At 70.6% G+C, this 21,029-nt stretch carries 15 protein-coding genes and 1 rRNA gene; 13 read left to right on the forward strand and 3 right to left on the reverse strand.

Going from position 1 to position 21,029, the window contains the following annotated elements:
* Positions 1 to 142 precede the first annotated feature (142 nt).
* Positions 143 to 748 carry a hypothetical protein gene (locus tag J2W20_RS07440; protein WP_307005829.1) on the reverse strand — a complete coding sequence of 202 codons (606 nt, stop codon included), beginning with the start codon at positions 746 to 748 and terminating at the stop codon, positions 143 to 145.
* Between the two features lie 281 nt (positions 749 to 1,029).
* Between J2W20_RS07440 and J2W20_RS07445 the strand changes: the two genes are divergently transcribed.
* The 6 genes from J2W20_RS07445 to rlmB all read left to right on the forward strand — a co-directional run bounded on the left by J2W20_RS07445 (position 1,030) and on the right by rlmB (position 5,948).
* Positions 1,030 to 1,512 (forward strand): CarD family transcriptional regulator, encoded by a 483-nt coding sequence (locus tag J2W20_RS07445; protein ID WP_066495480.1) that lies wholly within the window; start codon positions 1,030 to 1,032, stop codon positions 1,510 to 1,512.
* 102 nt (positions 1,513 to 1,614) lie between these two features.
* Positions 1,615 to 2,382, forward strand: a complete 768-nt coding sequence (gene ispD, locus J2W20_RS07450) for a 2-C-methyl-D-erythritol 4-phosphate cytidylyltransferase (protein ID WP_307005831.1) — start codon at positions 1,615 to 1,617, stop codon at positions 2,380 to 2,382.
* Positions 2,383 to 2,437: 55 nt separating this feature from the next.
* Entirely contained in the window at positions 2,438 to 2,923 is a 486-nt protein-coding gene (gene ispF, locus J2W20_RS07455; protein ID WP_307005832.1) for a 2-C-methyl-D-erythritol 2,4-cyclodiphosphate synthase, read from the forward strand.
* A gap of 66 nt (positions 2,924 to 2,989) precedes the next feature.
* Positions 2,990 to 3,322, forward strand: a complete 333-nt coding sequence (locus J2W20_RS07460) for a hypothetical protein (RefSeq protein WP_307005833.1) — start codon at positions 2,990 to 2,992, stop codon at positions 3,320 to 3,322.
* A gap of 100 nt (positions 3,323 to 3,422) precedes the next feature.
* The gene (gene cysS / locus J2W20_RS07465; protein ID WP_307005834.1) at positions 3,423 to 4,943 is read left to right on the forward strand and encodes a cysteine--tRNA ligase; all 1,521 of its coding nucleotides are present in this window, start codon (positions 3,423 to 3,425) and stop codon (positions 4,941 to 4,943) included.
* Positions 4,944 to 5,948 carry a 23S rRNA (guanosine(2251)-2'-O)-methyltransferase RlmB gene (rlmB, locus tag J2W20_RS07470; protein WP_307005835.1) on the forward strand — a complete coding sequence of 335 codons (1,005 nt, stop codon included), beginning with the start codon at positions 4,944 to 4,946 and terminating at the stop codon, positions 5,946 to 5,948.
* Positions 5,949 to 6,109: 161 nt separating this feature from the next.
* Here rlmB and J2W20_RS07475 read toward each other — a convergent pair whose 3' ends face one another.
* On the reverse strand, positions 6,110 to 6,904 hold the full coding sequence (locus J2W20_RS07475; RefSeq protein WP_307005836.1) for a carbon-nitrogen hydrolase family protein: 795 nt from the start codon (positions 6,902 to 6,904) through the stop codon (positions 6,110 to 6,112).
* 174 nt (positions 6,905 to 7,078) lie between these two features.
* Between J2W20_RS07475 and glgX the strand changes: the two genes are divergently transcribed.
* The 3 genes from glgX to J2W20_RS07490 are packed head-to-tail and all read left to right on the forward strand — an operon-like array spanning position 7,079 to position 9,929.
* Positions 7,079 to 9,148, forward strand: a complete 2,070-nt coding sequence (gene glgX / locus J2W20_RS07480; protein WP_307005861.1) for a glycogen debranching protein GlgX — start codon at positions 7,079 to 7,081, stop codon at positions 9,146 to 9,148.
* Positions 9,145 to 9,597 (forward strand): ribonuclease domain-containing protein, encoded by a 453-nt coding sequence (locus J2W20_RS07485; protein WP_307005837.1) that lies wholly within the window; start codon positions 9,145 to 9,147, stop codon positions 9,595 to 9,597. Before glgX ends, J2W20_RS07485 begins: the two co-directional genes overlap by 4 nt.
* On the forward strand, positions 9,597 to 9,929 hold the full coding sequence (locus tag J2W20_RS07490) for a barstar family protein (RefSeq protein ID WP_307005838.1): 333 nt from the start codon (positions 9,597 to 9,599) through the stop codon (positions 9,927 to 9,929). Before J2W20_RS07485 ends, J2W20_RS07490 begins: the two co-directional genes overlap by 1 nt.
* Here the strand turns inward: J2W20_RS07490 and glgP are convergent, their stop codons facing one another.
* Positions 9,930 to 12,545 (reverse strand): alpha-glucan family phosphorylase, encoded by a 2,616-nt coding sequence (gene glgP, locus J2W20_RS07495; RefSeq protein ID WP_307005839.1) that lies wholly within the window; start codon positions 12,543 to 12,545, stop codon positions 9,930 to 9,932.
* Between the two features lie 191 nt (positions 12,546 to 12,736).
* On the opposite strand from glgP, the gene J2W20_RS07500 reads away from it, so the two are divergent.
* From J2W20_RS07500 to J2W20_RS07515, 4 genes are all read left to right on the forward strand, one after another.
* A complete protein-coding gene (locus J2W20_RS07500) occupies positions 12,737 to 14,764 on the forward strand; it encodes an alpha-1,4-glucan--maltose-1-phosphate maltosyltransferase (RefSeq protein WP_307005840.1) in 2,028 nt (675 codons plus the stop codon).
* Between the two features lie 79 nt (positions 14,765 to 14,843).
* Positions 14,844 to 16,640 carry a maltose alpha-D-glucosyltransferase gene (gene treS / locus J2W20_RS07505; protein WP_307005862.1) on the forward strand — a complete coding sequence of 599 codons (1,797 nt, stop codon included), beginning with the start codon at positions 14,844 to 14,846 and terminating at the stop codon, positions 16,638 to 16,640.
* Entirely contained in the window at positions 16,637 to 20,509 is a 3,873-nt protein-coding gene (gene glgB / locus J2W20_RS07510) for a 1,4-alpha-glucan branching protein GlgB (RefSeq protein ID WP_307005841.1), read from the forward strand. Before treS ends, glgB begins: the two co-directional genes overlap by 4 nt.
* A gap of 459 nt (positions 20,510 to 20,968) precedes the next feature.
* Positions 20,969 to 21,029 (forward strand): 16S ribosomal RNA (locus J2W20_RS07515); the annotation flags it as partial.

A 21,029-nucleotide genomic window follows, 5' to 3' on the forward strand; every position in this document is an offset into this window, starting at 1 on the left:
TCATGTGACTCACAGAAGGTGACTCTCAGGAAGTGACCCCCAGACGGACGACGCCGGCCGCCCACCCCGCGCGGGGTGAGCGGCCGGCGTCGTCCGCGGCTGCGTCAGGCGACGCGTGGCGGCGCCCGGTGGGGCGGTGGGGTCAGCGGCTCGGAGTGGCCGAGGCGGACTCCGAGGGGCTCGCGGGCGCCGTGGCGGGTCCCGTGGCCGAGCCAGACGGGGTGGCCGAGGCGGACCCGGACGGGCTCGGGATGTACTGGCGGTACTCGGACAGGGTGCCGTCCACGATCGGGACCTGGACGTCCTGGCTCGTGCTGCCGGCCGTGAACGAGACCTTCGCGAGCGCGCCGGGGATGCCGCCCGCGTGCGAGAGGGACACGTTGCTGCCGGGTTTGGCCAGCTGGACCTCGCCCTTCTTCGGGACGTCGATGCGCACGGTCGAGGAGCCATCCTTGAACGTGAGGGTCATGTCCTGCTCGGTCGGGTTGAAGACCGTGCCGACGAGGCGGCCGGGGCCGCCGGCGGTGCCCGCGGAGGCGGAGGAGGTGGCCGCGCTGTCAGCGGAGACGATGAGCATGTTGCGCAGCTGCAGCGAGCCGACGTCCGCCCGGACGCCGTCCGAGGCGGAGTACACGTGGGTGGTCTGCTGGGCGTTGATGTAGCCGCAGCCCGTGGCGGTCAGCAGGCCGACGCCCAGCGCGGCGAGGACAGCGACGCGCTTGGCCGGCTTCGTTGCAGAAAAACGCACAGCTGGCTCCTGAAGAGGGTGTGAGGTGTCTGGTCGCCCCTAGCGTATCGCCAATTTCGACGTTCTGTAGATTCGGCGCGACTGCCCCACCCCGCCCTTGTTGACCGCACGCGGCACGCGCGCGACGCGGACGTGAAGCATGCTTTTCGCGCTGGGTCAACCCCCCTAGGGGTACCGGAAGGGCTCCACTTCCGCGTGATTCCGGGCTTCGCGGGGCGACCGGGGGCCCGGTCCGGAGGGGGAACGTGGTAGACTAGTCTGCGGGAAAGGGGAATGTCCACATGGTTTTTGAGGTTGGCGAGACGGTTGTTTACCCCCACCACGGTGCAGCCAAGATCGAAGAGATCAAGATGCGCACGATCAAGGGCGAAGAGAAGATGTATCTCAAGCTCAAAGTGGCTCAGGGTGACCTGACGATTGAAGTACCGGCCGAGAATGTGGACCTTGTCGGGGTCCGCGATGTCGTGGGCAAGGAAGGCCTCGAGCACGTGTTCGATGTCCTCCGTGCCGAGTTCACCGAGGAGCCGACCAACTGGTCCCGCCGCTACAAGGCGAACCTCGAGAAGCTGGCCTCCGGCGACGTGATCAAGGTGGCAGAGGTCGTGCGTGACCTCTGGCGCCGGGATCAGGACCGCGGACTCTCCGCGGGAGAGAAGCGCATGCTGGCCAAGGCCCGCCAGATCCTCATCTCCGAGCTCGCGCTCGCCGAGAAGACGGACGAGGAGCAGGCTGCGACAGTCCTGGACGAGGTCCTCGCCTCCTGAGGCAGGCCCTCAAGAGGCAAGGATGTCCGCGAAGGCCCCGGCGTATGCCGGGGCCTTCGCGCGTTTCCGGGCGTCCCGGGCCGTTCGTCTAGGCTGGAGCCCATGACTGATGCCTCCCCCCAGCCTGCGTCCCCGACCGCTGTCGTGATCGTGGCGGCGGGCTCGGGGACGAGGCTCGGGTACGGCGTCCCCAAGGCGCTCGTTCCGCTCGCCGGCGCGCCGCTGCTCCTCCACGCGCTCCGCGGGGCGGCCGGCGCCGGGATTGCCCGGCAGATCTGCGTCGCGGTCCCGGAAGGGGACACCGAGCTCACGGAGCTGTGCCGCACCTTTGCCGAGGAACTCGGTGAGCTGGCCCCTGAGATCACCGCGGTGCCCGGTGGGCAGACGCGTGCGGATTCCGTCCGCGCGGCCCTCGCTGCCCTGGCCCCCGGCACCGTCCACGTGCTCGTGCATGACGCGGCGCGCCCGCTCACGCCGTCGGAGGTCTTCCACCGGGTGGCCGAGGCGCTCGAGAGGGGAGCGGGCGCCGTCGTGCCCGCGATCCCGGTGGTGGACACCATCAAGTCGACCGCGCCGACGGAGGGCGAGGCGGCCGCGGTCGCGGCCGAGGTCGTGACCGGCACCGCGGTGCGCGAGCAGCTGCGCGCCGTGCAGACGCCGCAGGGGTTCGACGTCGCTGCGCTCCGCAGCGCCCACGAGCTGGCCGCGACGTGGGACCCGGAGCAGGCCGCCGCGATCACGGACGACGCCATGCTCCTCGAGTCGATCGGCACCCCGGTCTACGTGGTCCCCGGCGACCTGCAGGCCTTCAAGGTCACGACCCCGATGGACCTCCATGTCGCGGAGACCCTCGTCGCTGCCCAGGGCTGAGCCCGAGAAACAACCCCGGAACACCCTCGGACCCCCGGAACCCCAGGAGAGCCCCATGACCCTTCCCCGCACCGGGATCGGCATCGACGTCCATGCCTTCGCGCCCGAGGATGCGCCCCGCCCGCTGTGGCTCGGGGGGCTCCTGTGGGAGGGCGAGCGCGGGCTCGCCGGCCACTCGGACGCGGACGCGGTGGCCCACGCGGCGGCCAACGCGCTGTTCTCCGCCGCGGGCCTCGGCGACCTGGGCACCCACTTCGGCACGGATCGCCCCGAGTACGCCGGGGCCTCGGGGGCGACGCTGCTGCGCGAGGCGGCGAGGATCGTGCGGGACGCCGGATACGAGATCGGGAACGTCGCCGTGCAGCTCGTCGCGCAGCGTCCCAAGTTCGGGCCCCGCCGCGCAGAGTCCGAGGCGCTCCTGTCCGAGATCGTCGGCGCGCCCGTCAGTGTGAGCGCCGCGACCACCGACCACCTCGGCTTCACCGGCCGCCGGGAGGGCGTCGCAGCCCTCGCCACCGCCCTCGTCGCTGCCGTCCGGTAGACTGGTGGGCCGTTCCGACCACCCGCCCGCGACGCAGCGCGTCGCCGATCCCCAGGGAGCCACTGCATGAAGAGAGGCCTGCTCGCCACCGCCCTCGCGGCCACGATGCTGCTGACCGCCTGCGGCGCAGACGGCCGCCTCAGCGTCCAGGAAAGCTGCAAGCTGCTCAGCAACGACCAGTTCAAGCCCACCGGCAACCAGGTCCAGCAGGCCAAGCAGATCGCCGACCACTACGCGGACCTGGCGAAGAAGGTCGACCCCTCGATCGGGACCATCATCCAGGGCATGGCGGACATGCAGAAGAAGGTCGCCGACTCGTCGACCGCCGTGGCCACGCCGGAACAGCAGAAGCAGTTCTCGGACGCGCTCAACAACATCGGCAAGGTCTGCCCCAGCTGACCCGGGCGCCGGGCAGCCTGGCCCTCGCCGTCGTCGCGGCCCTCGCCGTCGTCGCGGACCTCGCCGTCGTCCCGCCCGCCCACCCGTATACCCTTATCCAGTGACCCTGCGCTTCTACGATTCCGCCACAGCCGAAGTCCGTGACTTCGTCCCACTCGAGCCCGGCAAGGCCTCGGTGTACTACTGTGGCGCCACCGTGCAGGGCTCCCCCCACGTGGGGCACGTCCGCTCCGCGATCGTCTTCGACCAGCTCACCCGCTGGCTCGCCTACCGCGGCTATGAGACCACCGTGGTCCGCAACGTCACGGACATCGACGACAAGATCCTCGCCAAGTCGGAGGCGAGCTTCGCCCCGGACTTCGTCCCCGAGGGCACGTACCTCCCCCGCGAGGAGTGGTTCGCGCTCGCCTACCGCTACGAGCAGGAGTTCGAGGCCGCCTACAAGGTCCTCGGCGTCCAGCGCCCCACCTACGAGCCCCGGGCCACCGGCCACATCACCGAGATGCACGAGCTCATTGCCCGGCTCATCGAGCGCGGCCACGCCTACCCGGCCGGGGACGGCTCCGGCGACGTGTACTTCGATGTGCGCTCGTGGCCCGAGTACGGCTCGCTCACCCACCAGCGGATCGACGACATGCAGGCGGCCACGGACGCGGATCCGCGGGGGAAGAGGGACCCCCGCGACTTCGCGCTGTGGAAGGGCCACAAGGACGGCGAGCCGGTGACGGCGTCGTGGCCCTCGCCGTGGGGCCGCGGCCGGCCGGGCTGGCACCTCGAGTGCTCGGCGATGGCCACCAAGTACCTCGGCCCCCGCTTCGACATCCACGGCGGCGGCCTCGACCTGCGCTTCCCCCACCACGAGAACGAGCTCGCCCAGTCCGCCGCGGCGGGGGACCAGTTCGCGAACTTCTGGATGCACAACGGGATGGTCACCTTCGAGGGCGAGAAGATGTCGAAGTCCATCGGCAACGTCATCGCGCCCGCCGAGATGCTCGCGCTCGCCAGCCCGCGCGTGGTCCGCTACTACCTCGGCCAGGCCCATTACCGCTCGGTGCTCGACTACCGGCCCACGTCGCTCACGGAGGCTGCCGCCGCTGTCGAGCGCATCGACGGCTTCATCGCCAAGGCGCGTGCCCGGGCCGGCGGGGACCCGGCGTACGACGGCGGCGGCTCGCCCCTCGCGAGCCGTGCCGGGGCCGCGGGCGGTTCCGTGCCGGAGGCGTTCGCGGAGGCCATGGACGAGGACCTCAACATCCCCCAGGCCCTGGCCGTGCTCCACGAGACCGTGCGCCGCGGCAACTCGGCCCTGGCCGACGGGGACGCCGAGGAATCCTCCGCGGCGCTGGCCGAAGTGCTGGCGATGACCGCCGTCCTCGGCCTCGACGCCGCCCGCACCGACACGCCGTCGTCCGACAGCGCCGCGCACCAGGCCCTCGCCGTCCTCGTCGACGCGCAGCTCGAGGCGCGGGCCGCCGCGCGGGCCGCGAAGGACTGGGCAGCCGCAGACGCGATCCGCGACACCCTCTCGGCGGCGGGCATCGCCGTCGAAGACTCAGCCGACGGTGCCGCCTGGAGCCTCGTCGCCCCGCACACCGCACAGACCAACCGAATGGGAGTTTAGATGGCCGCCAAGGGACGCCCGGGAGCAACCCGGAAGAAGAAGGGCCCCACCACGGGCACCGGCGGCCACGGCCGCAAGGCCCTCGAGGGCAAGGGCCCCACTCCCAAGGCCGAGGACCGCGTCTACCACAAGGCGCACCGGGCCAAGGAGCTGGCCGAGCGCTCGGCCGCCAAGCGCACCGGGCAGCCTGGGCGGCTCGCCGCCGGCCGCGGCGGGACCGGCCGCTCGAAGGGCGCCGAGGAGATGGTCACCGGACGCAACTCGGTGGTCGAGGCGCTGCGCGCCGGCGTGCCGGCCAAGGCCCTCTACGTCGCCGTGCGGATCGAGATGGACGACAGGGTGCGCGAGGCCATGAAGCTCGCCGCCGAGGCCGGCATCCCGCTCATGGAGTCGCAGAAGCCCGAGCTCGACCGGATGACGGACGACGCGATCCACCAGGGCGTCGCGCTCCAGGTTCCCCCGTACGACTACCCGGACGCGTTCGAGCTCGCGGAGGAGACCATCGAGAAGTGGCGGCGGGGACACATCGCCAACGCGCCGCTGTTCGTGGCGCTCGATGGGATCACGGACCCGCGCAACCTGGGCGCGATCATCCGCTCGGTCTCGGCATTCTCGGGGCACGGCGTGATCGTGCCGGAGCGGCGCTCCGTGGGCATGACGGCCTCGGCGTGGAAGACGTCTGCCGGCGCGGCGGTCCGCGTCCCGGTGGCCAAGGCCCCGAACCTCAACACGGTGCTGCGGCAGATGAAGGAGCTGGGCATCTTCGTGCTCGGCCTGGACGGGGACGGCGACGTCTCGCTGCCCGGCCTCGCCCTGGCACCCGAGCCGGTGTGCCTCGTGGTGGGGTCCGAGGGCAAAGGCCTCTCCCGCCTCACGCGCGAGCTGTGCGACCAGATCGTCTCGATCCCGATCGACTCGGACATGGAGTCCCTCAACGCCGGAATGGCCGTGGCGATCTCGCTCTACGAGGTCTCGACCCGCCGGGCTGCCGCCGAGGCCAAGTAGCGCCCGCGAGGTCGCCCCGTGGGCGCGCGAGGTCGCCCGGGGCTTCCGGCGGACGACGGCGATGGGCCGCCGAGGCGTGGAGCGAGGCGTGTCAGACCTCGCCTGCAGGGGCACCTCGGCGTCGCGCGGGCTGACTTCGGCGTCGCGCGGGGTGGCTCGGGCTAGAACCGGACGCGGTTCGCGAGGACAGGCAAGGCCTCGCGCGCCTTCGCCACCTGGGCGATGTCGAGGTCCACGTACAGCGTCTCGGGCCCGGACCCGGCGCGCTCGACCAGGTGCCCGAACGGGCTCACCACCGCGGAGCGGCCGATCCCGGTCGGCGCCCCGTGCTTGGCGTCCACGCCCGCGGCCTCCGGGTCGGACTGGCCCACGGCCACGACGAAGCACGTCGAGTCCACGGCACGGGCCCGCACGAGCAGGTCCCACTGCTCGGCCTTCCCGGGCCCGGGTCCCCACGAGGCGCACACGAGCTGGACCTGGGCGCCGTCGTCGGCCGTCGCGGTGAAGAGGTCCGGGAAGCGCACGTCGTAGCACGTGGCGAGGCCGAAGGTGACGCCGCCGGCCGTGAACGTGACAGGCTCCTTGCCGGCCGTGACGGTGTCCGACTCGAGGAAGCCGAACGCGTCGTAGAGGTGGATCTTGTCGTAGTGGGTGTCGACGCCGCGGCCGTGGACCAGGAGCGTGTTCCGGACAGTGCCGGCCTCCCCGGGCGTGAACATGCCCACCACCACGATCACCCCGGCGTCGTCGGCGGCCGCCCGCACCGCCTGCGCCCAGGGCCCGTCGAGGGGCTCGGCGATCTCCGTCAGCGAGTGCCCGAAGGCACGCATGGTCGCCTCGGGGAACACAACGACGTCGGCGTGCCGCCGCGCCGCCTCGGCCACGCGCGCGCGGACGAGGGCGAGGTTCTCCTCGACGGAGCCGGATGAGGTCAGCTGGACGAGTGCGATCCGCATGGCACCAGTATGTCCGAAGGCGTCGCAGAAGGCCCGGCTTTCCCGGCGGATCGCGTGCGGATACTAGGATGAGCGTGCCGAGGGTGGCCCCACGCTCTTGTCGACCCCGACACCGACGAGGAAGGACCACGGCCCGGCTCGCCCGGGCCAAGGATGCTTATGAGCATGAGCAACATGACGATGCCGCTGGCGTTCGTGGTGACGCCGTCGCAGCCGTTTCCGCTCGGACTCACCCCTGCCCGCTCGGCCGAGCAGCAGGCAACCCATACCGTCAACCTCGCCGTATACGCCCCGGGGCTCGACGCGGTGGACGTCCACTTCCTCGACCACGGCGGCGCCTGGCGCAAGGCGCCCCTGACGGAGTACACGGACGGGGTGCACCACGGCCTGATCCCGGGCATGCCCGAAGGCACCCGGTACGCGTTCGCCGCCCGCACCGACGAGGCGGGGGAGGCGCCGGCACCCGGCGAGGGCACGCTCCTCCTGGACCCCTACGGCCGGGCGGTCGAGGAGGCCGAGGGCCGCTGGCTGAACGTGCGGGTGCACAACGGCTTCGACTGGGGCGACGTGGACCGCCCCACGGTCCCGCTGCGGGACACGATCGTCTACGAGGCCCACGTCAAGGGCCAGACCATGCTCCACCCGGACATCCCCGAGGAGCTGCGCGGAACGTACGCGGGCCTCGCTCACCCGGTGATGATCGACTACTTCCGGCGGCTGGGCATCACGAGCGTCCAGCTCCTGCCCGTCCACTTCCACCTCGACGAGTCGCACCTCCAGGACCTCGGCCTGACCAACTACTGGGGCTACAACACGGCGGCGTTCTTCGCCCCCCACCCGGCGTACGCCACCGAGTCCGCCCGCGCGGCCGGCCCGCAGGCGGTGCAGGACGAGTTCAAGGGCATGGTGAAGCTCCTGCACCAGGCGGGCATCGAGGTCTTCCTGGACGTGGTCTACAACCACACGGCGGAGGAGGGCCAGGACGGCCCGGTGGTCGGCTTCCGCGGCCTCGGCGACCACGAGTACTACCGCTGCGACCCCGAGGGGCGCTATATCGACACGACGGGCTGCGGCAACACGCTCGACTTCTCGAACCCGCGCGTGGTCCAGCTGGCCCTCGACTCGCTGCGGCTCTGGGCCGAGGAGTACCGGATCGACGGCTTCCGCTTCGACCTCGCGGTGTCCCTCTGCCGCGACGGCCAGCACTCCTTCACACCGGCGCACCCCTTCCTCGTCGCGGCCGCCGCGGATCCCGTGATCTCGCGGACCAAGCTGATCGCCGAGCCCTGGGACCTCGGATTCGGCGGCTGGCAGACGGGGCGGTTCCCGCTGGGCTGGTCGGACTGGAACGACCACTACCGCGACACCGTCCGCGACTTCTGGCTCACCGACCGCGCCGAACTCGACGCCGGCGGCCTCGGGGGCCCGACGGCGAGGCTCGCCGACGCGCTCTCGGGCTCGCACGGGCTGTTCGCCGCGTCGGGCCGCACCGCCCTGGCCTCGGTCAACTTCGTCGCTGCCCATGACGGCTTCACGCTCGCAGACCTCACCGCGTACCACCGCAAGCACAACGAGGCCAACGGCGAGCAGAACCGGGACGGAGCCACCCACAACCGCTCCTACAACCACGGCTTCGAGGGCCCCACCGAGGTCGAGACGATCCTCGAGGCGCGCATCCAGTCGGGGAAGAACCTCATGGCCACCCTCATGGTCTCCCTCGGGGTGCCCATGATCACGGCCGGCGACGAGTTCGGGCGCTCCCAGCAGGGCAACAACAACGCCTACTGCCAGGACAACGAGCTCACGTGGCTGAACTGGAACCTGGACTCGACGGGCCAGCACCTGCTCGAGCACACGGCCTGGCTCATCCGCATCCGCCGCGACTTCCTCCAGCGCCAGCCCCCGAGCTACCCGGCGCGCGAGGAGAGCAACTACTTCCACTGGTTCGGCGCGGACGGGGAGCCCATGGACCCGGGACGCTGGCAGGACCCGCGGGAGCGGCTCCTGCAGTTCCTCCTCGGCTCGAAGGACGGCTACCTCGACGGCCTCGTGGTGGTCAACGGCAGCCCCGAGCGGACCGTGGTGACGTTCCCCGAGGCCAAGGGGCGTGCTATGGCCTACGAGCTGCGCTACTCGACCGCCCGCCACGCCGAGCAGCGCATCGGCACGGTGTTCGCCTCCGGGCAGCAGGACGCCGCCGAGCCGTACTCCCTGACGATCTACCGGGCCCGGTCCGCGGCATGAGGCCGGCCCTGCACCGGGCGGCCGTGCCCCTCGTGCTGCTCGCGGTGGCGGTCCCGGGCCTGCTGTCCGCCTGCGGCGGGCTGACGGCCGACGCCGGCCGCTCGCCCTCGCCGTCCGCCTCCGCTCCCGTCGCGGCCCCGTCCACGGCGCGGACCAACCCGAGCCGGCTCGCCGAGGTGAGGGCGTCGCAGCTGCCGCGCGAGGCCCGTGACACGCTCGCGCGCATTGCCCGCGGCGGCCCGTACCCGTACAGCCGCGACGGGGTGGTCTACAGCAACTTCGAGAAGATCCTGCCGGCGAGGCCCAGCGGCTACTACCACGAGTACACCGTCACCACGCCTGGCTCGTCGGACCGCGGCGCACGCCGGATCGTGGCGGGCCAGCAGGGCGACTCCTACTACACGGACGACCACTATGCGTCGTTCCGGTTCATCAGGGAGGACCAGTGATGGCACAGGGTCATTCCGGACATTCCGGACCTTCCGGACAGCGCCGCCGGGTGGTCGTCCCGGGCGCGCCGTCCAAGCGGGAGGTGCTCGTCGCCTTCGGGGCCGCTCTCGGCTTCCCGGACTACTACGGCGCGAACCTCGATGCCCTCAACGACTGCCTCCAGGACCTCGCCTCCGAGCTCGCCAACGGCGAGGGGGCGCCCCTCGAGATCGAATGGCGCGTGCACCCGGCCTTCCGGGCCACTGCTGCCTTCGCCGCCGTGGAGGGCATCCTCGCCGACGCCGTCGGCGTGAGCGAGGATGCCCTCACGGTGCGCGTCGTGGACGCCTGATCAGGCGTTGACCACGAGGCCGAGCTCGGCCTTGGACGCGAGCCCGTCATGCCGGGGGATGACGCGCACGGTGTAGCCGAACGCACCCGAGTGCTCGATCGTCGCCGCCCCGGTGAAGACGTAGCGGCCGTTGCCGAGGTGCTCGCTCGGCTCGAGCTCCGTCAGGCCCACCCCCGTGAGCTGGTCGGCCTCGTCCACCTTGCCGTAGGCGAGCTCCACGAGCACGTCGGAGGGGTTGAGGACGCCGAGGTTCAGGTAGGTGCTGACGTTGAGCTTGTCGCCGATCTGCGGGACCTCCGAGAGGCCGCCGGAGTCGATGTGCTCGACGTGGACCTGGGACCAGTTGCTGCGCACGTGCTTGGTCCACGCGGCGAGCTCGCGTGCGGCCCGGTAGTCGTCCGCCACCGCCGCGCGGCCGGCCTGGGCCGCGGGCGTGTACAGCTCCGTGACGTAGTCGCCCACCATCCGGTCCGCCGAGACGGCGGGGCCGAGGAACGAGAGGGTGTGCTTGATCATCGAGATCCACGAGGTCGGTGCACCCTCGGTGCGGCCGGACGAGGGCCCCGCAGCGCCGGCGGACTCCGCCCCGGTGTCCGTGCCGGCGTGGCCGTAGAAGCGCGGGGCAACCTGGGTCTCGATGAGCTCGTAGAGGGCTGCGGCCTCGATGTCGTCCCGCTCCTGGGCGCTCGCGCCGCCGCTCGCGGTCGGGATCGCCCAGCCGTTGGAGCCGTCGTAGAGCTCGTCCCACCAGCCGTCGAGGACCGAGAGGTTGAGCGAGCCGTTGATCGCGGCCTTCATCCCGGACGTCCCGCACGCCTCGAGGGGGCGCAGGGGGTTGTTGAGCCACACGTCGCAGCCCGGGAACAGGGTCCGCGCCATCGCGATGTCGTAGTTCGGCAGGAACACGATGCGGTGGCGGACCTCCGGGTCGTCCGTGAACCGGACGAGGTCCTGGATCATCTTCTTGCCGGCATCGTCCGCCGGGTGCGACTTGCCGGCGATCACGATCTGGATCGGGTGCTCGGGGTCCAGGAGCAGCCGCTTGAGGCGCGCCGGGTCGCGGAGCATGAGGGTGAGGCGCTTGTACGTGGGGACGCGGCGCGCGAACCCGATGGTGAGGACGTCCGGGCTCAGGATCGAGTCGGTCCAGGTCAGCTCGGCCTCGCCCGCGCCGCGCTTGTGCCACGCGGCGCGCACGCGCCGGCGCACGTCCTCGATGAGCCGCGCCCGCAGCTCGCGGCGGATCTGCCAGATCTTCTCGTCCGTGACGTTGAAGACGACGTCCCAGCGCCCGCCGACCCCGCCGCCGGGAGCGAGGTCCTCGGCCATCGCGTTGATCCTCGGGTCGATCCACGTGGGAACGTGCACGCCGTTCGTGACGGACGTGATCGGCACCTCGGAGTGGTCGAAGCCCGGCCAGAGCCCCGAGAACATCTCCCGCGAGACGCGGCCGTGCAGCTTCGCGACGCCGTTGGCCCGCTGCGCGAGGCGCAGGCCCATCACGGCCATGTTGAACACCGAGGGGTCGCCGCCCTCGTAGCTCTCGCGCCCCAGCTCGAGCACCTTCGCGGTGGGCACGTCCGGGGCCAGGCCGGCGTCGAAGAAGTACTTGATCTGCGCCGCGTCGAACCGGTCGATGCCGGCCGCCACGGGCGTGTGCGTCGTGAACACGGTGGAGGCACGGCCGGCCACGAGTGCCTCGTCCCACGTGAGCGGCGGGGTCGCGGACATGAGCTCCTGGATCCGCTCGATGCCCAGGAAGCCCGCGTGGCCCTCGTTCGTGTGGAAGACCTCGGGGGCGGGTCCGCCCGTGAGCCGCTGGAAGATGCGCAGGGCCTTCACCCCGCCCATGCCCAGCAGCAGCTCCTGCTGGAGCCGGTGGTCCCCGCCGCCGCCGTAGAGGCGGTCGGTGATGGAGCGGGCACCGTCGTCGTTCGCCGGCATGTTCGAGTCGAGCAGCAGCAGCGGGACGCGGCCCACGTCTGCCCGCCAGATGTGGGCGTGGAGCTTGCGGCCGTTCGGCAGCGGCAGGGTCACCACGCAGGCGGTGCCGTCCTCCTCCTTGAGCAGCGTCAGGGGCAGCGCGTCCGGGTCGAGCACCGGGTACGTCTCCTGCTGCCACGCGTCGCGGGAGAGGGACTGCTTGAAGTAGCCGGCCTGGTAGAGGAGGCCGACGCCGATCAGCGGCACGCCGAGGTCCGAGGCGCTCTTGAGATGGTCACCTGCGAGGATCCCGAGGCCGCCGGAGTACTGGGGGAGGACCTCCGTGATGCCGTACTCGGGGGAGAAGTAGGCGATGCACTTCGGCGCCGCGTCACCGAGCCCCTGGTACCAGCGCGGCTCCTCGAGGTAGGCACGCAGGTCTTCCTCGGCCGCGCGCACGCGGGACACCACGTCCGGGTCGAGTGCCAGGTGCTGCAGCTGTTCGCGGGTGATGAGGCCCAGCAGGCCCGCCGGATCGTGCCGGCTCTCCTCCCACAGCTCGGGGTCGAGGCCGGCGAACAGTTCACGGGTCGGCTGGTGCCAGGACCAGCGCAGGTTCGTGGCAAGCGTGTCGAGCGCGGCGATCGGCTCGGGGAGCACGGTGCGGACGGTGAATCTACGGATGGCCTTCACCTGCGCCACACTAGCCGAGCCGCGAGCACCGATGAAGAGCGCCACGTTACATGGCGGTGAACTGCGGGTACTGGTCGGGGAGTGTGCCACTTGGCGGCCAGTCACGTCCTTCGCAATCGTCCGCGCGCCGGGCTATCGTGACGGATGGACAGGCCTTCAAGGACCACGCCCGTCACGCGAAAGGACAACCTGTGCCCGCTGTCGAACCTCACATCCCCGGCAAGCTCCGCTTCGGCCGCTTCCCCATCACGGACGTCTCCCCCGTGGTCGAGGGTGGGGCCTTCCCCGCGAAGGCCGTCGCGGGCGAGGGAATCGTGGTGGGCGCCACCGCCTTCCGCGAGGGCCACGACGCGCTCGGCGTGAGCGCGGTCCTCTACTCCCCGCGCGGCAAGGAGAAGCAGCGCGTCCGGCTCCGGGAACTGGGCCAGGGCCTGGACCGGTGGCACGGCATCCTCACCCCCACCAAGGAGGGCGAGTGGACCTTCACCATCGAGGCCTGGCATGACCGCTACGGGACGTGGCACCACAACGCTGCCGTGAAGGTCGCCGCCGGCATCGACGTCGAGCTCATGCTCGCTGAGGGGGCCGCGCTCTTCGCGGCCGCGGCGGAGGAGGACGAGCGCAGCGAGGCGGACCGCGCAACGCTCCGCTCGGCGTCGTACACCCTCGCCGACGCCTCCCGCACGGTCGAGGACCGCCTCGCGGCGGGGGACGCGCCCGAGGTGCGGGCCGCCGTCGAGCGCCTCCCGATCCGCGAGCTCGTCACGGAGAGCGAGCACTACCCCCTCCTGGTCGAGCGCGAGCGGGCCGGCCGCGGCGCCTGGTACGAGTTCTTCCCCCGTTCGGAGGGCGCCGTGCGAGACCACGCCACCGGAGCGTGGACCTCCGGCACGCTCCACACTGCGGCGGAGCGCCTCCCCGGGGTGGCCGCCATGGGCTTCGACGTGATCTACCTGCCCCCGATCCACCCGATCGGGCGTGCCTTCCGCAAGGGGCCGAACAACTCGCTCACCGCCGACCCGGGCGATCCCGGCTCGCCGTGGGCCATCGGCGCCGCCGAGGGAGGCCACGACTCGATCCATCCGGACCTCGGCACGTTCGAGGACTTCGACGCGTTCGTCGCCCGCGCCGAGGAGCTCGGCCTCGAGGTGGCGCTCGACCTCGCGCTGCAGGCCTCGCCGGACCATCCGTGGGTCACATCCCACCCCGAGTGGTTCACCACCCGCGTCGACGGCTCGATCGCCTACGCCGAGAACCCGCCGAAGAAGTACCAGGACATCTACCCGCTGAACTTCGACAACGACCCGGAGGGGCTCTCCAAGGAGATCCTGCGGATCGTGAACCTCTGGATCGACCACGGGGTGAAGATCTTCCGCGTCGACAACCCGCACACGAAGCCCGTGTGGTTCTGGGAGTGGCTCATCGGCAAGGTGGCCAAGAAGAGTCCCGACGTCGTCTTCCTCGCCGAGGCCTTCACGAGGCCGGCAATGATGAAGGCCCTCGGCCGGGCCGGCTTCCAGCAGTCGTACACCTATTTCACGTGGCGGAACACTCGGGTGGAACTCGAGGAGTTCTTCACGATGATCTCGAAGGACTGGGCCCCGTTCTACCGGCCCAACCTCTTCGTGAACACCCCGGACATCCTCACCGAGTACCTCCAGTACGGCGGCTGGCCGGCGTTCAAGATCCGGGCCGTCCTCGCCTCGACGGCGAGCCCGCTCTGGGGCGTCTACGCCGGCTACGAGCTGTTCGAGCACGTGGCCCGCCCGGGTGCCGAGGAGTACATCGACAACGAGAAGTACGAGTACAAGCAGCGGGACTGGGCCGGTGCGGAGGCCGCGGGCCGCTCCCTCGCGCCGTACCTGACGCGGCTGAACGAGATCCGCCGCGCGCACCCGGCGCTCATGGACCTGCAGAACCTCACCCTGCACTCGAGCACCGACGATGCGACGGTGGTGTTCTCCAAGCACAAGGAGAACGCGGACGGGACCAAGGACACCCTCATCGTCGTGGTGAACGTGGACCCGCATTCCGCCCGCGAGAGCACCGTCACCCTCGATCTGCCGGCGCTGCACCTCGACCGCGAGGACCTCGACCTCGAGGGCAGGTTCCGCGTCGACGACCTCCTGTCCGGACAGTCGTGGATGTGGGGCGAGCACAACTACGTGCGGCTCGACGCGCACGCCGAGCCGGCGCACATCCTCCACGTGCGTCGGTAGCCGGTCCTTCAGGCGCCACGCTAACGTGGCGTAGACCCGAACCAGCGTGACCCCCGCCGCTAAGGAGACCTCCGAGTCCATGAACATCGGCCAGCAGGCACAGCCGAACTTCAACGTCAACGCACCAGGCCTCAAGCACGATCCCTTCTGGTACAAGAAGGCGGTCTTCTACGAGGTCCTCGTGCGGGCGTTCAACGACGCGAACGGGGACGGCTCCGGGGACATCCAGGGCCTGATCGACCGGCTGGACTACCTGCAGTGGCTCGGCGTCGACTGCCTGTGGCTGCCGCCGTTCTTCGAGTCCCCGCTCCGCGACGGCGGCTACGACGTCTCCGACTACGAGTCCGTGCTGCCCGAGTTCGGCTCGATCAGCGACTTCCAGCGGCTCGTCGCCGAGGCCCACGCCCGTGGCGTGCGGATCATCATCGACCTGCCGCTCAACCACACCTCTGACCAGCACCGCTGGTTCCAGGAGTCCCGGCGGGACCCGGACGGCCCCTACGGCGACTTCTACATGTGGAGCGACACCGACGAGAAGTACCAGGACGCCCGCATCATCTTCATCGACACCGAGGAGTCCAACTGGACCTTCGACCCGATCCGCCGGCAGTTCTTCTGGCACCGCTTCTTCAGCCACCAGCCTGACCTGAACTACGAGAACCCCAAGGTCCAGCAGGCGATCTTCGACGTGGTGCAGTTCTGGCTCGACCAGGGAGTGGACGGCATCCGGGCCGACGCGATCCCGTACCTGTACGCCGAGGAGGGGACCAACTGCGAGAACCTCCCGGCCACGCACGTCTTCCTCGCCCGGCTGCGCGAGTTCATGGACCACAACTACCCGGGCCGCATCGTCATCGCCGAGGCCAACCAGCCCCCGCACGAGGTGGTGGAGTACTTCGGCACCGAGACCGAGCCCGAGTGCCACATGGCCTTCCACTTCCCGATCATGCCGCGCCTCTACTACGCGCTGCGCGACCAGAAGTCGCAGCCCATCATCGACACGATGGTGGACACCCCGGCCATCCCCGGCGGCGCGCAGTGGGGCACCTTCCTGCGCAACCACGACGAGCTGACCCTCGAGATGGTCACCGTGGAGGAGCGCGAGGCCATGCTGGGCTGGTACGCCTCGGATCCGCGGATGCGGGCCAACGTCGGCATCCGCCGCCGCCTGGCGCCCCTGCTGGACAACTCCCGCGCGGAGATCGAGCTCATCAACGCCCTCCTGCTCTCGCTGCCGGGCAGCCCGTTCCTGTACTACGGCGACGAGATCGGGATGGGGGACAACATCTGGCTCGAGGACCGCGACGCGGTGCGCACGCCGATGCAGTGGAACCCGGACCGCAATGCGGGCTTCTCGACGGCGGACCCGGGGAAGCTCTACCTCCCCACCATCCAGTCGTTGGTGTACCACTACGGGATGGCGAACGTGGAGGCGGAGATGGCGCACTCCGGCAGCCTGCTGCGGTGGATGCGCAACATCTTGGGGGTGCGCCGCGCGCACCCAGTCTTCGGGCTCGGCGGCTACCGCAACGTCCCGGCGGACAGCGAGCGTGTGCTGGCCTACCTGAGGGAGATGCCCGACGACGTGGCGCACGGCCGGCGCGGCGAGGCCATCCTCTGCGTCTTCAACCTCGCCGGACACCCGGTGGCCACCGCGCTCGACCTGCCCGAGTTCGCCGGGCGCGGCCTGCGCGACATCTTCGGGGGCGAGCCGTTCTCGCAGGTGGGGCAGGACGGGCGCTTCCACGTGACGCTCGGGGCGCACGGGTACTTCTGGCTGCGCGTCCGCAACGCCGCCTCCGTGCCCACCAGCCCGCTGACCACGGCGCTGCCAGTCATTGTGCCCGAGTCCCCGGCCGGGGAGCTGGTCCAGTGACGGACACCGAGACCCGAGGCCTCTTCCCGTCCTTGGAGGCGCTGCTCACCGAGTGGATCCCCGAGCAGCGGTGGTTCCCGGCCAAGGGCCGCGAGGTCGAGTTCCAGCCGGTGGGCGGCCTCGTGCTCTCGGGCGGGGGCCCCGACGCCCCGCGCCTGGAGGTGCACTTCATCCGGGCCAGCGCCGGCCGGCTCGACACCGTCCTCAACGTTCCGCTGAGCCTCCGCCAGAAGCCGGCCGAGGGCAGTGAGGCTGCCCTCATCGGCAAGGTCGGCGGGCCGGGCGGAACGGTCGTCTGGGTGTACGACGCCGTCCACGAGCCCGTGTTCGCGGCGGCGCTCCTGGGCCTCATGGCGGACGGCGCCGCGGTCGAGGGAGACCACGCCGACGCGGTGGGGTCCTCGAGCGGGCAGGCTGGCCTCCCCGGCGGCGCCCTCACGGCGTCGGTGCTGCGGGGCGAGCAGTCGAACACCTCGATTGTGGTCCGTTCGGCTGCCGGCGATGCGATGGTCAAGGTCTTCCGCCAGCTCTCCGAGGGGCTCAACCCCGAGGTGGAGCTGGGGGCTGCCCTGGCCCGCGCCCACGCCACTGACGCTCCCACGGCGCTCGGCTGGATCGACGCCGGGTGGGAACGGCAGTCGGGGGGCCGAGCGCAGGGCCAGCTCGCTGTGGCCCACGAGTTCCTCGCCGGCGGCGCGGACATGTGGGGCGTCGCCCTCGACGCCGCAGCGGACGGACGTGACATCTCGGACACAGCCCGCGGGCTCGGGGCGGCCACCGCGCGCATCCACACGGCGCTTGCGACGACGCTCGGGACCGAGACGCTCGACCCCGGGGCCGCCGAGACGTTCATCGGGCGGCTCTCGGAGCGGCTGCGGGCCGCGTGGGCAGAGGTCCGCACGAGCGTGGGGGTGCCGGATGCCGCCCTCGACTCCCTGCTGGCGGCCCTGCCCGCAGCCCGGGAGGGCCTGGTCCTGCAGCGGATCCACGGTGACCTGCATCTGGGCCAGATCCTCCACTTCGCCGGCAGCGAGCGGCCCTTTGCGATCCTCGACTTCGAGGGCGAGCCGCTTCGGCCGGTCGCCGAGCGCAGCCTGCCCGACGTGGTCCTGCGGGACGTCGTCGGGATGCTGCGCTCCTTCGACTACGCCGCCGGGGCCGCACGGCGGACCGATCCCGCCGCGCGCGTTCCCGAGGGCTGGGCCGACGCCGCAGGGCGCGCCTACTGGGATGGGTACGCCTCCGTGGCAGGAGGCGAGAGCCCCTTCGGTACAGCGCTCTTCGACGCGCTGTGGCTCGACAAGGCGCTGTACGAGGTCTCGTACGAGGAGCGCAACCGGCCGGCATGGGCCGAGATCCCCCTGCACGCCGCACGCACGGCGCTGGGGGCCTGGCTTCCGGGCGGCCGGGACCAGGGCCAATCACAGGACCGATCACGGGAAGGCATCCCCGGTGGGCCCGCAGGCACACCGGAGGGGGCAGCAGTCGGGACGGCAGCACCGCCGCCCGGAGAGGAGGCGCACGTGGCACACGGAGAGCATGCAGGGGGAGCAGCGCAGGGCGCTGCAGGGCAGACCGCCGCACAGCATGACGGCGCGGTCCGCGCCCAGAGCCTGGCGGGGAACGCCGTCGAGGCACCCTCGGGAACCGTCCCCGGCGCCGGCGAGAAGGCGCCCATCCCCGTCGACGGGGACGTCCTGGCGAAGGTTGCGGCCGGAGCATTCCACCAGCCGCACGCCGTCCTCGGCGCGCATCTGGACGGCGAGGGAACGGTGACCATCCGCGCCCTCAAGCACCTCGCTAGCTCGGTCACGGCGGTTACGCCCCAGGGCCGGGTCCCGCTGGCCCACGAGTCGCACGGCGTGTGGGCGGGGACCGTTCCCGAGGCGGACCCGGGCCACGTGCCGGACTACCGGCTCGAGGTCGAGTACGGGGACGGCCACCTCGTCACGGTCGACGACCCGTACCGCTACATGCCCAGCATCGGCGAGCTCGACCTCCACCTCATCGGGGAGGGCCGCCACGAGGAGCTGTGGAAGGCGCTCGGCGCCCACGTGGAGAGGCACCACTCCGTGCTCGGGAACGTCGAGGGCACGTCCTTCAAGGTCTGGGCGCCGAACGCCCAGGCCGTCCAGGTCAAGGGCGACTTCAACGGCTGGGACGGGCGCGAGCACGCGATGCGGAGCCTCGGGACCTCCGGCGTCTGGGAGATCTTCATCCCCGGCGTTGTAGCAGGGATGTGCTACAAGTTCGGCATCCTCACGCGGCACGGCCACTGGGTCGAGCGCGCCGATCCGATGGCGTTCGCCACGGAAGTCCCGCCCCACACTGCCTCCCGGGTCGACGAGTCGAACTACGCCTTCAAGGACGACGAGTGGATGGCCGCGCGGGCCACGAAGGATCCGCACAACGCCCCCATGAGCGTGTACGAGGTGCACATCGGCTCGTGGAAGCCGGGCCTGGGCTATCGCGAGCTGGCCGAGGAACTCGTCGAGTACGTCACGCACATGGGCTTCACCCACGTCGAGTTCATGCCGGTCGCCGAGCATCCGTTCGGGGGATCGTGGGGCTACCAGGTCACGTCCTACTACGCGCCGAGCTCGCGCTTCGGCCACCCGGACGACTTCCGCTACCTCGTCGACCGGCTGCACCAGGCCGGTATCGGCGTCATCGTCGACTGGGTCCCCGCGCACTTCCCGAAGGACGAATGGGCACTGGCCAAGTTCGACGGCGAACCGCTGTACGAGCACGCCGACCCGATGCAGGGCGAGCACCCCGACTGGGGCACGCTCATCTTCAACTTCGGGCGCACCGAGGTGCGCAACTTCCTCGTGGCGAACGCGCTCTACTGGCTCGAGGAGTTCCACATCGACGGGCTGCGCGTCGACGCGGTCGCATCGATGCTCTACCTGGACTACTCCCGCGAGGAAGGCCAGTGGCGGCCCAACCAGTACGGCGGCCGTGAGAACCTCGAGGCCATCTCCTTCCTGCAGGAGACGAACGCGACCGCCTACAAGCGCAATCCCGGGATCGTGACGATCGCGGAAGAGTCGACCGCCTTCCCCGGCGTCACGAAGCCCACGTCGCTCAACGGCCTCGGCTTCGGCATCAAGTGGAACATGGGCTGGATGCACGACTCGCTCCAGTACATGCACGAGGACCCGATGAACCGGTCCTGGCACCACAACAAGATGACGTTCTCGATCGTGTACGCGTTCAGCGAGAACTTCCTCCTCCCCATCAGCCATGACGAGGTGGTCCACGGGAAGGGGTCCATGCTGCGCAAGATGCCGGGCGACCGGTGGAAGCAGCTGGCCAACCTGCGTGCCTTCTACGCCTTCCAGTGGGCCCACCCGGGCAAGCAGCTGATCTTCATGGGCTGCGAGTTCGCGCAGGAGGCCGAGTGGAACCAGGAGCACGGGCTCGAGTGGTGGATGGCTGACCTCGAGCCGCACCAGGGCGTCCAGCGGCTCTTCCGCGAGCTCAACTCGGTCTACCGGTCCACGCCGGCGCTGTACGAGAAGGACAACGACCCGGCCGGCTTCGAGTGGATCCGCGGCGACGACGCGGAGCGCAACGTCATCTCCTTCATCCGCTGGTCCGACGACGGTGCCCCCCTGGTGTGCATCGCGAACTTCGCCGGCAACCCGCACATCGACTACACCGTCGGCCTGCCGCAGGCGGGCCGCTGGCGGGAGCTGGTGAACACCGATGCCACCGAGTTCGGCGGCTCGGGCGTGACGAACGGCGGGCTCGTCGTCGCGGAAGCAAGGGAGTGGGACGGGAAGCCGGCCTCGGCAGTCCTCACCCTTCCGCCGCTGGGCGTGGTGTACCTCGTCCCCGACGTCGCCGCCGAGGCAGCCGAGTAGTCACGGGCCGCTGCGAAGCGGCTCGCCCAGTGCTGTGGGGAGGCGGTCCGCCGCCTCCCCACTGCGCGTTGGGGGCCGGTTGGCGTTGCCTGCGGACCGGTGGTATAGTTCTATCCGCGCCGGAGACCGGGAAACATCCCGGAAGGCGCAACCAAACCCCGACAGTTCCCGAACAGTCATCGAGCCGCCCAGCGCGGTTTGACTCGGAAAGAACGAACGGGTAGGTTAGAGAAGTTGCTCCGGGAGGGCCTGGCCGGTTTGGCTGGTGTGGTTGTTACCGGGTGCGGCGTGTTGTTTGAGAACTCAATAGTGTGCCAAGTTTGTTGATGCCATTTTTTATGGTTGTCAAATGTGCCTGCTGCTGTGCGCCCCTGTGCATGGTGGCGGGTGTTTGATGCCGGATCATTTTCTGCCGGCCGGGTTGCCTCATTTTCCTGGGGTGCCTGGCTGGTGTGTTCTTTGACGGAGAGTTTGATCCTGGCTCAGGATGAACGCTGGCGGCGTGCTTAACACATGCAAG

Origin of the sequence: Sinomonas atrocyanea (assembly GCF_030812675.1) — a bacterium.
Lineage (GTDB): Bacteria > Actinomycetota > Actinomycetes > Actinomycetales > Micrococcaceae > Sinomonas > Sinomonas atrocyanea_B.